The following is a 13,195-nucleotide window of genomic DNA, read 5'->3' as shown; positions in this document are numbered from 1 at the left end:
ATCTTAACCCATGGACCTGGGCCATAATGAGCAATCAACCTTGGCTCATCGCCCATAGAGCCCATAATTGGCTCCCCGGCACCCGCCTTTGCCTCAGCCAAAGCCAACTGCTCGCAAAGATCACGCCCTTGGACATCATCGACAGCTGGCTTACACACCGCGCCCGGAGCATCATCAGCTCTCTTATTCAGTAACGCATTCGCACCCGCCGCTGCTGCGGCAGCTGTCGCCGTAGTTGCGGCAGCTTTGCCAACTCCCCCCTCCGGAACCATGCCTGCAGCGGCGCAGGCTTCCGCATTCGCTGGATTCGCACAAAGCGAGAGCGACTGCAACCCTAGATAATCTGTCGCATTGAGCGGGCTGGCGCCAACATATCCATACGTACTCATTCCACCCTTAAGACCAATCGGATCACTCTGGCGATACCGTCCAGTCGTTGGATCGTAGTCGCGTTGTTGGTTGTACTGCTGTCCGCTCTCCGCATCGAAGTACTGCCCCGGGAAACGCGGGTTAAAAATAAACGCAGTCACTGACGCAGGCTGCTTCTCGCCAAACGCATTACCTTGATAACTCCATTGCCAGATCACATTTCCGCTGACGTCGGCAATAACCCTCGGGATACCCAGCCCATCGGCATATATATAGTTGACGGCGGTGGCCGCCCCGCTGTCCGCTACCGCGACAGGCAAATCATCCATCCAGACATAGTCTCGACTAGTCGTTCCGTACTCGCCAATAAGCTGACTCTCTTCATCGTAGGTAAAGCGCTGGTTGATCGCCTGCAGCGACGTCACCACTTTCGCTATCCGTTCACCCGCCGAGTTGTACGCATAAGTCGCCACAGTCGCCTGATTATGCTGAACCAGCGACAGCCTGCTGCGGTCGTTGTAGCCGAAGCCGAAAGTATCTCCAGCGACCGCCGTCCCAATGGTATTACCACTCGAATCGTATGAACGCCCTGCATTTCCTATGCTCGTTAGCCAATGCGTACCACCCTGATACCCATAGGTACCCGTAGCCAATCCGTTCGCGCTCGTCTTACTCAGCCGATCGCCTGTCTTGCTATACGTATAGGCTTCGATCGCATTACCACTAGCATCATTAACGGCTGTCAGGCGATAGAGCGGATCGTAGCTATAGGTCTCGACCGGACTTCCACCTGCCGTGTTACTTAGTCCCGTGATATTGCCTTCGGCATCCCGCCAGAAGTGCAAATTCAGCACTGCGCTGGTCAGGTCGCTAAGCTGATAGTTGGCGTCGTAACTACGGTTGATGGCCTGACCGTTACCCAACGTGTATGCGCTAATCGGCCCAAAAGGCAAATAGCTGATCGCACTGACCACCGTCTGCGCTGCGCCGCCTGAGGGCGTCACCGTCACACCGCTGATGCGACCTGTTGCATCCCGGCTGTACTGCGTCACTGTCCCGCTCGGGGTGGTGACACTGCCCAGCCGATTGGCCGAAGTGTAGGTATAGGCAACGGTATCGATCTGGCTGCCTTGCGCCTGCTTCTTCAGCACTACATTGCCGCGTGCGTCGTAGCAGTAAGTCGTCGTTACAGCCACTTCCTCCACACGAGTCAAACGACCGATGGGGTAGGAGCCGCTGCAGCCCGTCGTGCTATCGGGCTCGTCGTAGTGATAGGTGATGTTCTGGGTGCTGTCGGGATAGCTGACCGTCACGGGACGATTGAGCGCGTCATACGTCGTATTGCGGATAATTCCCTTGGCGTCGGTCTGCTGGATGCGGTTGCCTGCGGCATCGACCTGATATTGAGTCGTCCCCGTATCAGGGCTGTGCAAGGCCTTGGGATTGCTCAGCCCATCGTAGTCGTACGTCGTGCTTAGGCCATCCGGGTCGGTGACGCCTTCGAGGTTGTCCTGGGCATCGTAAGCGTAGGTCGCCTGCGTGTTCTGGGTAGCTGTGTCCGTACCGTTGTAGTTGTCCAGCGTGGTGACCAGTCGGTTCAAGGCGTCGTAGCCTTGCTTGCGCTGAATGCCTAAGCCGTCCGCACTGTGGACCAGGTTGCCGTTGGCATCGTAGCTATCGCTGAAGCTTGCACTGAATACGGTGTGGCTTAAGCCGTCGACCACCGCCGTTAGCTGGCCCAAGGTGTTGTATGTGCGCGACAGCGTGCGATGCAGCGTGTTGCTGCTGTCGTAGGTGTCTTCCTTGGTTTTGTTGCCTGCGGCGTCCAGGGTGTAGTGGATGTGGTTGCCCAAGGCATCGGTGATGTCCGTCAGGCGATGGGCAGCATCGTAGGTGTAGCTAATGAAGACGCCATCCGGGTCGGTGATCTTGCTGATGGTGCCGGTGGGGTTGTAGTCGATGGTGGTAACTGCGCCGGCGAAGCTGCTGGTGTGTAGCCAGCCGCGAGGGGTGTAGGTCAGATCGGTGATGACGCCGTTGCTGTCTTGTGAGCGGGCCAGGCGGCCATTTTTGTCGTAGGCCACCATGGTGGTGGTGTGGCCGGCGGCGTCAGTAACTTGGTAGAGATCGCCCATCCGATGACAGGCACCACCAGCGGTGCCGCAGCCGGATTCGTCGGTAGTTAAGTAGTAGGCATAGTTAGTGACGTCAGCTACGTCGGTACGCGAGCCATCGATCGATAGCAGCAGGCCGACAAGAGGACACTGCGTGGTATCGACAGTAGCGCAATAGGTGTAGCGAGTTTGGCGAACGCCAGTCGGGGCATTCGGCAAACTGCCGCATGCGTAACTGGCTGCGCCGGATACGGATGGGGCTGCTTGGCAACTCGCAGTGACTTGGCCAGTAGCGTTATAGCTCCAAGATGATGCGGTTACTGGATTTCCTGCGGCATCTGAGACTACCCGAGTCAACGGCACGCGTAGCGTATCGTTCCAAGTGAAATTTGTAGTGCGCTGAGACGATTGACCTTGAGCATCGATCTCTTGGGTTAATAAGCCGTTGGCGTCGTAGTTTGTGGCCGTTGTGTTGTTATTGAAATCTTGGGTTGTGATTGGGTAGCCATTGGCGTCGTATGTACGGGAACTCCAAAGCTGGCCACATTGAGGGCCACAGTTCTGACTCGTCGACGCGACTTTATTGACGCCCTGAACGGCAGAGTACGCCATGGTGCTTGTTGCGCCCAGCGGGAACTGTACAGTGGCAGTTCCATTGCTGTTGTACGTAATCTGAGTACTCTCTACTCCGCCTGCGCGCGATGACGAAATGGCGCGTCCGACACTATCGTAACTAGTGGTTTCAAAGCGGACGCCAAGCTCATCATTAATACCTGTTAGTGCGCTATGGAAGTTCCCGCCACTAGTCAGCGAGGATTCGTTGTAGACGTACTGCCGGATCTTTCCATCCGGATACTGCACTGATGTCAAGTTGGTATTGGTATCGTATCCATAGAGTACGGTCCCGCCATCGGGCAATGTAATTTGTTGAATATTTAGAGCCGCATTGTATGCAAAGGATAGCTGTCGACTCGAAGCATCTGTAACGGTAAGAAGAAGCCCCGCCGCCGGAGCTACACTGCTCGGCGTGCTAGCTGTACTGTAGGAAAAGTTGAGCAGCTGCCCCGCTTGGTCGGCTATGCTCAATAGTCTACCCGTGACGTCGTAGACTTCATGATGATGAAGCGCTGCGACGAAAAGGGTATATCCTGTGACTGCGCCCGCATTGCTGATTTCTTCCAGCGCATCCGTAACATCGGGATCTGTAACCCACACCCCGTTACTTTTTGTGAATGTCTCTTGCTTGCCGTCCGGCCGATAGACGACTACGGACGTGGCTGGCGATCCAGTGATGACCAGAGATTGATTGAAGTTATGCCGCCAGTGCGAGCCTATCGAGGTGACGCCGGTAGGCGCGGTGCTGTTGTAAAAGCGCCGAAAAATTAGCCTTCCTGTCCCGAGATAATCGTCTTCTTGCAGGTATGCGTTTCCGTCTGAGGCATTTATCGGATCGCCAACAAGCGCTGATGATCCACTCGCCTCTCCAGCAGCACTTCCCGCTGAGGAATCGCTTGTCGCTACGCCGTCATGGCATCCGCAATCGTTGCTATTACCCGCCGCCTTGCCTGGAATCTCGCCATCGATACTCTCATAATTATATATGCCACAGTATGCGAGAAAATTTAGGCATCCCCACGAACCACAAGTCCCTCGAAAGCAATTCTCATAGATAGCGGACAGCCAACCTCGCGACTGAGAATTTGGAAACTGGTCTGTGCAAGTCCCCTTAACTAAATACCACTGAACCTGGCCATTTGAGTCGTACCAAGATGTCAAAGCGCTTGCATTGCAAGCCGCCATGGCAGCCGCACGAGTTGGGAAATCTAGGTCAGCCGCCGCCTTCTGACAGAAACCAAGCCATGTCATGACGAAAAATACGGCCACTACGAAACTACGAATCCGCAAGCTCATATCAATTAATCCTTCCTTGAACGTTGCAAGAAAATATCTTCTCTATTTGATCAGATTATTTCATCACCCTTCCTTTATTTTGGGGAGGAGATCACATGTAAGGAGCCACAAATTCGCAATTTATTTCGACTCGACACGAACACCAAAATTAAGCTTATTGATAGAAAGTTACTTGCTTGATGTAAGAATCTGATCGTCCCCATGCTTTAGCTAGCCAGAGCCATTAATCGTCACATTAGCGAGGAGGGGCGGCCTGCATCAGACGCAAAGGCGCTGGATCCCGGCGTTCGCCGGGATGACGATTGGAAGGCTGATAGGGGTTGCCGGGGGCGCCTTTGTTGGCGTCGGGTGATTCTGGTTAGGGGGTGAGCTTGTCGCTGGGGTTTACCCCCCTCCCAGCCTCCCCTCTACTAGCAGGGGGAGGGGCGAAGTGCCCATAGGGGCGAGGTAAGTTGACGCTCGGCGCCTTACTTAGCTGGCGAGGGCGAACATTTCCGTCAGCGCCGCCTCGATACCTTCCAGATCGGGAATCACCGCAACGTCATCGCGCACCAGTACTTCCGCCTTCACACCAGCCGGCAACGGCGTGCCGTCATGTGTCGGAATAATAAGCTCGGCGTTGAGCGTCGTCAGGCGCGGGAAGCCCTGCGTTACTACAGCGATAAAGGGCAGCTTGGGATTGCCGCCGAGTGCCTTGAGCACGGCAACGCGGACACTGAGTTCGGAGTCCGCTTCCTGCGCGCCGGCGAGCTTGGTGAACGAAATCAACGGTACGCGCCAGCCGCGCCATGCGATGCGGCCGAGGACCCAATCGGGCGCGTCGTCGAGCGGTTCCGGCGTTGGCAGGGTGATGACTTCGGCGACGGTGGCGTTGGGTAGCAGCAGACGCAGGTTGCCGACGGGGACCAGGACGCAGCGGATTTCGCGCGGTAGCGGTTGTTCGCTCATCGTCTTAGTTCCTCAGGAAAGATGTTCGATCAGGCGCGCCGCCAGTTCGTGCGGTGTGCCGGTGAAGCTGACCAGGCGCTCGGCAGCAATGCCATGCACCATGTTGGTGTAGTGGTCGTCGATGGTGTTTTCGACCCAGACCTGACCGCCACGATCGTGGATGGCTTGCGCTCCTGCCACGGCATCGGTGGCGCTGCCCGCGAAGACGATCGCAATCGCGTCACGGCCGAAAACGCCCGCCGCCATGGTAAAGCTGGCGTCGATCGACGGCTGCTGCGGTGCATGGGCATCGACGACTTGCGATTCGATGCGGCCGTCGCGCAGCAAGCGCACTTGCTGGCCGGCAGGGACGAACAAGAGTTCACCCTGACGCGCGCGGCTATCTCGGCCGGCTACCTTGATGGGTAGCGGCGCGTGCGCCTTCAGGCGCTCGGTGAGCCCATCGGCGTCTTCGAACGCATGGTGCTGGGTGTGCAGCACGGTCATGCGCAGGTTGGCAGGCAGCGCGCTCAGGAACTGGCAGACCGATTCGGTGCTGTCGGCAGCGGCGCCCAGCAGCAGCACGCGGCCGACGGCGGAGTCGAGATCGTCGAGGATGACTTCGTGATCTTCGCGGCGCTGCGGTGCAATGGCTTCTTCGATGGAGACGAGTTGCAAGCTCAAGCCGGGCTCCAGTTCCTGCTCGTCGCCGCCTTCGGGCGCGAGATAGTCGGCGGCGCTGAGCTTTTCGATGCCGAAGTCGCTCGGCGCAGCGCGCTCCTGGCGGCTTTGTTCGATGGACGCGGTGAGTGCGTCGTCATCGACCAGCGACCAGCTCGATGCCTGGGCGAAATCGCTTGAGCCGCCACTGGCTTTACTGGCAGTGGCAGGGGCGAAGCTGTCGTCCAACGGCGCCAGCGCGAGGTGGTCGAGCTGGAATGCGGGACGGGCAGCGGCCGGGGCGGAAGGTACGGGCTCGGGATCCGCGATCGGCTCGTCGTGCGCGTCAAGGTCCTGCAAGTCTACGTCGGGCGCGTCCTGCCATTCGGCGGCACCAAAGTCGCCGTCGTGCAATGCCACATTCTCGCCAGCGTCGTAGTTCAGGCCGCTACCGAAATCGTCTTCGGCTGCTGCCGGTTCGTCGGCAGCCAATAGGGCTTCGAGTTCGGCCGCGAGGGTTTCGGAGGCTTCCACGGAAGCCTGCGGAAGCGGCTCTTCCGCTACAAAAGCCGTTGGCTGTTCTTCAATGGCGGGAATGTCGTCAACGGGCTCAACGAAGACCGGTTCCGGCTCGGCGTGTGCGATCGCTTCATGCGCAGCGACCGGCAGCGGCTCTTCGTCCACCACTGTCTGCGGCGGCACGAATGCAGGCGCATCGGCCGGGCGCGGCGGATCGAGATCGTCCTGCGCCAGCACTTTGGCAGCCAAATGGCGTGCCCAGCGTGCACGATCCCAACCGTCCAGGCCGCGACTGGCTTGTGCATCGTTGAAGACCACGCGCATGCGTTCGTGGTCGACCGCATCGTCGAGGCGATCGAGCGCGTCGAGAGCATCGTCGTCGAGGTTGACGACGACGACTTCAGCCCCTGCCCCTTCCAGGGCGGCACGACTCAATGCCGGTAATGTGCCTTCGAACACAATCCGCGCACCGCGCTCACGCAGCGCGTCGCGCAGGTGACCGCCAAGTTCCGCATCGTCAAAGACCAGCGCTACCGCCGTTGCCGATTCAGTCATCGATCGACTCCATCGCGGCCAGTGCTCGCTGCTCCAGCACTTCATTGATCTGCATCAACAGTTCGGCTTCCTGGTAGGGCTTGCCGAGGTAGCGATCGACGCCGATGTCGAAGGCGCGCTGGCGATGCTTATCGCCGGTACGCGAGGTGATCATGATGATCGGCACGTTGCGCAGGCGCGGGTCGGCCTTCATGTGCGTGGCCAGCTCGTAGCCGTCCATGCGCGGCATTTCGATGTCGAGCAGCATCAGGTCGGGGACGCGGTCGTGCAGCTTTTCGACCGCGTCGACGCCGTCCTTCGCGGTGGCCACTTCGAACTCGTGACGCTCCAGCACGCGGCCGGTGACCTTGCGCATGGTGATCGAATCGTCCACCACCATGATGAGCGGCTTGACGCGGACCTCTTCGACCACCGGCACGCGCGGAGCGGCGCCTTCGAGCAGAAGCTGTTCGCGACGGGCGATGCCGTGACGCACCAGCGGCGCGAGATCGAGAATGACCAGCACCGAGCCATCGCCCATGATGGTGGCACCAAGGATGCCCGGCACCGAACTCACCTGCGGGCCGACCGACTTGACCACGATTTCGCGCGAACCGATCACCGCGTCGATGCGGATCGCCGCGCGCAGGTCGCCCGAACGGGTCAGCAGCAATGGCAACTGGACTTCGTCGGTGGCGTGGATGGGCGTGAGGCCGAGCAGTTCGGACAGATCGTGGATGCCGTACTGCTCGCCGCCGTACTCGAACGACGGATTGGGTTCGGCCATGCGCGCAGCCAGTTCGGCCGGCGCGATGCGCGCGACGCCCTGCACCGAGGTCATCGGGATGGCGAAGTTGGATTCACCGATGCGTACCAGGATGGCCTGGGTGACGGCGAGGGTGAACGGCAGGCGCAGCACGAAAGTCGTGCCCTTGCCTTCGGCCGAATCGATGGCAAGCGAACCGCCGAGCTGCTTGATCTCGTTGGCGACCACGTCCATGCCGACGCCACGGCCGGCCAGCTGAGTGACTTCGCTGGCGGTCGAGAAGCCGGTCTGGGTGATGAGCTGCAGGATCTGGTCGTCGCTCAAGCGCTGGTCCGGACGCACCAGACCGCGTTCGACACCACGCTTGCGGATGGCTTCGCGATTCAGGCCGCGGCCGTCGTCGGAGACGCGCACTACCACCTCGGTAGCTTCGCGCGCGACGCGGATGCGCACGGCGCCTTCGTCGCTCTTGCCGGCGGCACGACGCTCTTCGGGCGTTTCGATGCCGTGCGCCACGGCATTACGCAACATGTGCTCGAACGGAGCCTTGATGCGGTCGAGCAGGTTGCGGTCCATTTCGCCGTGGGCGCCCTCGACGTAGAGCTGGGCGCTCTTGCCCTGCTCCTGCGCGGACTGGCGCAGCGTGCGACGCAGGTTCGGCACCATGGTGTCGAACGGCAGCATGCGCGTGCGCAGCAGGCCTTCCTGCAGTTCCGAACTGACGCGGGACTGCTGGATCAGCAAGGTTTCGGCCTGGCGGGTCAGCTCGTCGAGCATGTTCTGGATCGACACCAAGTCCGATACCGATTCGGCCAGTGCGCGCGAGTACTGCTGCAACTGCGAGTAACGGTCGAGCTCCAACGGGTCGAACACCGACAGGCCGGCCTCGCGATGCTCGCGCTGGAAGCGCGCGATGATCTGCGCTTCGGTTTCGATTTCCATCATGCGCAGCTGGCTGCGCAAACGCTGCACGGTCTGATCGAGCTCGACCAGGTTGAAGCGGTAGCCGGCGACTTGCTGCTCCAGGCGCGAACGGTAGATCGCCACCTCGCCGGCGTGGTTTACCAGGCTGTCGAGCAGTTCGGCGCGGACGCGGATCTGTTCCTGCGGGCCGCGGGCTTCTTCTTCCGGCGTTTCTTCCGGCAGGAGTTCGGGCAGGTCGAGCTTGAGCGGTGCCACCGCGGGCGGCGGCACGACTTCGGTGACGCTGGTTTCGCCGGACATCGCCAGGAAGCGATCGATCATCGCCTGCGGGTAGTCGATCGGGCGATGCTGCGATACGCGCTGCACCAGGTGATGCAACTGGTCGAAGCCGGATTCGAGCGCCGGAATCAGTTCGGAGGCGCCCAGTCCACCGTAGCCGGCAGGTTTCTCGAGCAATGTTTCGATGGCATGGGTCAGGTCGCCTACCGCCAGGATGCCGGCGATACGCGCACCGCCCTTGAGGGTGTGCAAGTCTCGCTGCAGGCTGGCCAGGTGCTCGGGCTCACCGGGTGCGGCGCGCCACTGTGCCAACACGCCATCGGCGTGGTCGAGGATTTCGCGACCTTCTTCGACGAAGATTTCCAGCAGATCCGGGTCGATGTGACCGTAGAGCGCCGCGGCGGAGTCGTCGGCCGGCGTGTCGTCGACAGCGGCCAAGGGTTGAGGCTCAGGCTCGACGACGGCGGGTTCGATGACGGGTTCGACAACGTGTTCGACAGTCGGCTCGATCGATGCCTGCGTTTCATGCAGCGTGACGGCAGCGAGTTCGGCCTGGAGCTGCGCCTCGAGTTCGGCTTCGAGCGCGGCAGCATTGTCCGGCTCGACTTCGACGATCGGCGCGTGTTCCGCTTCCGGCGCAGCCTGCTGCAAGGCTTCGTGCAGTTCGGCCAGTTCGTCGGCGTCGGTCAAAGCCGACGGCGCATCGATCAGCGGCAGTTCGTCGAGTGCTTCGACAACTTCCGGGCGATAGGTATGCGTGACGTCGTCCGTGGCTTCCAGCTCGGCGGGAACGTCGGTGAGATGGGTCTCGATGTCGGCCGGTGCCACGTCGAACGATTCGGTCTCGTGCGCAGGCTCCTGCGTCGTCTCCTGCGCGGCGGACGGTACAGCATCCTCTTCGATCAGGTCGCCGAACAGCGCGCGGAAATCGTCTTCCTCGTCGCTCTTGGCCGGCTCGCTCAGCGGCGCGTCGGTACTGACGTCATTGGCCGCTTCGAGCTCGAATGCATCGAGCGCGGCCATGAGTTCGGCGGCGTAGGCGTTGTGCTGTTCGTCTTCCGGCGACGGCGTCGGTGCAGGCGCCTCGGCGGCAGGAGCGGCAGCCGGTGCTTCGGCATCGGCCTCTTCGCGCTCGTCGTCCTGCGGCTCGAACACCACATGGGCAACCTGCGGCTCGGGCTGGCTGTCGCGCAGCTCGGTCAAGCGTGCGATCAGCGTTTCCAGATCCGGCAACTGCGGGTTCGGTACGTCGAACTGCGACATCACGTTGTCGACAGCGTCGGCGCTACGCGCCAGCAGGCCCACACCTTCGATCGACAGCGGCTGGCCGGCAGCGCGCAGGCGCTTGAGCAGGCTTTCCAGCGGCGACAACAACTGGGTCAGCAGCGGAATGTCGACCATCGCGATCGCGCCGTGCAGGGTATGCACCGCACGCAACAGACCGTCGTCGACCTTCACTTCGCCATCGACGCGATTGATCGTGTGGCGGATGGTCTGCAGGTACTGCGCCACTTCGCTGCGCAGGATTTCCAGCAGCACCGGATCGACCGGTGGCAGTACGGGCGCGGCATAGGCTTCGGGCATGGGCTCGAAGGCCGGCTCGGCATGCGTGCGCTCGACCTCGGCCAGCGCCGCCACGGGTACGCTGTCGACGGCGGAATCCAGCCGCGGCACGCGACGACGCACGACGCGGCGCACGGTTTCGGTGGTTGCGGCATGATCGGAGACGCGTGCGCCTTCCTGACCATTGGCCAGGCGCTCGGCGGTGTCCATGATCGCCACGATCGGCGCGGTGGGCTGCCGGTTGTCCTTGAGCGCGGCGAGCAGCTGCGGCAAGGCCTCGATAGCGTGATGCACCAGCTCCTGCACGCCTTCATGCGGTTCGATGGAAGCATCGAGCACGCGATTGAGCATGTTCTCGACTTTCCACGCGAACTCGCCAAGCAGGCTGGCGCCGACCAGGCGGCCGGAGCCCTTGAGCGTGTGGAAGGAACGGCGAATCGAGATCAGCGCGTCGCGCTGGGTGACATCGGCCAGCCATTGCTTTTGCGCAACGTAGAGGTTGTCGATCTCTTCCTGCATTTCTTCCAGGAAGATCTCGCGGATGTCATCGTCGATACCTTCGGTGCTGGTATGGAAACCGGCGTCGAGGCTCTGGCCGGCCAGCGGTACCTGCTCGACGATTTCCTCTTCGATTTCGACCCAGTCGCTCTCGTCTGCCGCCTCGCCACCGAGATGTTCGGTATCGGCCAGGCGCAGGCCCGACAGCTCATGTTGCTCGGCCGCGACCGGCTCTTGCGTACCCATGAACAGACGCGTCGGATCTTCGCCATCGACCACGCTGACCGGTTCGGATAGCGGCGGATGTGCGGCAAAGTCGAGCGTCGTGGCCGCCGGTGCGGCGGCGAGGTCGATCTGCGTCTCCTCGGTCGCCTCACGCGCAGCCGGCGGCGGCCAGTAGCCGAGCTTGCTCAGGCTGTGTTCGGCGACATCGAGGATATGTTCCAGGCCGCCGCGATGCTCGCGCGCGGCTTCCAGATAGTACTCGAGTGCGGCAAGCGCATCGGCCAGGTGATCCATCTGCGTGCTGCTGGGCACACGGCGATCGGCCAGGAGCTCGTTACCGATGAAGCGGCCGATGCCTTCGGCCAGTTCGGCCGGGCGCGGCGCGGAGAGCATGCGCAAGGCGCCGGCCACTTCGTCCATCAGCGGGTTGGCGTCGCGCAGTTCCTGGTGCTGCCAGCCCGATTCGACGAAGGCGACGATCGCTTCCTTCACCTTGCTGGTGTTGGCGATCGCTTCCTGCATCAGGGTGGCGAGAATATGGCGCGCCTCGCTGCGCGGCAGCATGGCGGTGCCGGCGTTGTCGCTCGGTTCTTCTTCGGCGCCAAGGCTCTCGATGTGATCGTCCAGCGACGCTTCGACGTATAGCAAGGCGCCGGCGACGTCGAGCAGGCTTTCCTCATCGGGCGAGCGCAGGCGGTTGGCGATTTCTTCCAGTACGCGCCGCTGTTCGTTGACCACGCGGCGCGGCACGGCCAGGGCAAGCATGCCCAGCGTATCGCCCACGCGATCGAGGATTTCGGTCTGGCTGGATAGCTGCGCCGGATCGGCATGGGACTGGCGCAGGAACAGGTCCAGCGCTTCCTTCACACGCAGCAGGTCGTCTTTCAGCGCGCGCGCGACGGAGTCGAGCAAGGCACGATTATGACCGGCCATGGAGCCGCGCGCGTGTTCGATTTCGCCGGCATCCGGCAGCAGCGCGTCCAGGGCGTAGGTCTTGGCGAGCGCAGCCATCTGCGGCGTGCGCTGCTTGGACTGTGCCACCACGTAGAGCAGCTTGCGCGCCAGCTCGTCGGCATCGCTGCCGCGCATATTGGCTTCGCCCTGCTCGATCAGCTGGCGAATGCTGCGATCGACCTTGCCGACCAGTTGGCGCACTTCGGTGGCATGGCTCTTCAACGCGCCTTGTTGCAGACCTTCGAGCAAGCCGGAGGTGATCCACCACAGACGGCGACCGGGAATGCTGTAGCAACGTGCGCAGATCGCATCGAGGGTCTGGCGCATACCGGCCAGCCCACCTTCGGACTGGCCGCGGAACCAGGACAGCAGTTGTTGCTGGAAACGCACGCGCAGCTCGGCGATCTCGCCACGCTTGTGATCGGCGGTCTCCTTGTTCGGCGCGCCTGGAACTTCGGGCGGCAGCGCCGCTTCGAGATCGGGGTTGAACAGCGCCGACTCATGCAGGGCCTGCTGGCCGCGACTGGAGCGCAGGTCATTGAGCAGCGGCAGCAGCACCACCGGTACGTCGCGGTGGCCGCTGGACAGGCGTTCGAGGTAGTCGGGCAGTTGCATCAAGCCGCGCATCAGCGCGGCATACGCCTCCTCGCGCTGGGCGACGTGGTCTTCGAGCAGCGAGATGGCGAGGGTTTCCATTTCCTCGGCGACCATCGCCGCGCCGTAGAGCTCGACCATGCGCAAGGTACCTTGCACCTGGTGCAGGCTGTCGGCGCATGAGCGCATGGCATCGCGCTGGGTCGGGTTGTCGACATAGGACTCGAGCGCTTCGCGCGCGAGCGCGAGCGTCTCATCGAGCTCCGGCTTGACCCACTGCAACGTGGTGAAATCGATGTGGTCTTGAAGTCTCATACGGCCATCTCTGCGCCTGCCCCTGTCGCGGCTCGCAACCGTC

General features: G+C 61.7%; 4 protein-coding genes and 1 pseudogene. All 5 read right to left on the bottom strand.

The annotated features are described in order from the left end of the window. Window positions 1–3,698 (bottom strand): RHS repeat-associated core domain-containing protein (locus tag VIM98_RS03660; RefSeq protein ID WP_331991737.1); only part of this gene is annotated, 3,698 nt, incomplete at its 3' end. Window positions 3,699–3,725: 27 nt separating this feature from the next. Continuing rightward, window positions 3,726–4,283: pseudogene (locus VIM98_RS20640) on the bottom strand (DUF6531 domain-containing protein); the annotation flags it as partial. Between the two features lie 582 nt (window positions 4,284–4,865). Then, complete coding sequence (locus tag VIM98_RS03655; RefSeq protein WP_331991736.1) at window positions 4,866–5,342, bottom strand: chemotaxis protein CheW; 477 nt, start codon at window positions 5,340–5,342, stop codon at window positions 4,866–4,868. Window positions 5,343–5,354: 12 nt separating this feature from the next. Continuing rightward, entirely contained in the window at window positions 5,355–7,055 is a 1,701-nt protein-coding gene (locus tag VIM98_RS03650; RefSeq protein WP_331991735.1) for a chemotaxis protein CheB, read from the bottom strand. Next, window positions 7,048–13,152 carry an Hpt domain-containing protein gene (locus VIM98_RS03645; RefSeq protein WP_331991734.1) on the bottom strand — a complete coding sequence of 2,035 codons (6,105 nt, stop codon included), beginning with the start codon at window positions 13,150–13,152 and terminating at the stop codon, window positions 7,048–7,050. Before VIM98_RS03645 ends, VIM98_RS03650 begins: the two co-directional genes overlap by 8 nt. Between the last annotated feature and the right edge of the window lie 43 nt (window positions 13,153–13,195).

It is taken from the genome of Dyella sp., from assembly GCF_036568765.1.
Taxonomy (GTDB): Bacteria; Pseudomonadota; Gammaproteobacteria; order Xanthomonadales; family Rhodanobacteraceae; genus GSA-30.
The sequence above is the reverse complement of the archived record's forward strand: the minus strand, read 5'-3'. Positions and strand labels throughout refer to the sequence as shown.

Coding starts and splice junctions, on each gene's coding strand:
- VIM98_RS03645 (WP_331991734.1), bottom strand. CDS start 13,152: ATGAGACTTCAAGACCACATCGATTTCACCACGTTGCAGTGGGTCAAG.
- VIM98_RS03650 (WP_331991735.1), bottom strand. CDS start 7,055: ATGACTGAATCGGCAACGGCGGTAGCGCTGGTCTTTGACGATGCGGAA.
- VIM98_RS03655 (WP_331991736.1), bottom strand. CDS start 5,342: ATGAGCGAACAACCGCTACCGCGCGAAATCCGCTGCGTCCTGGTCCCC.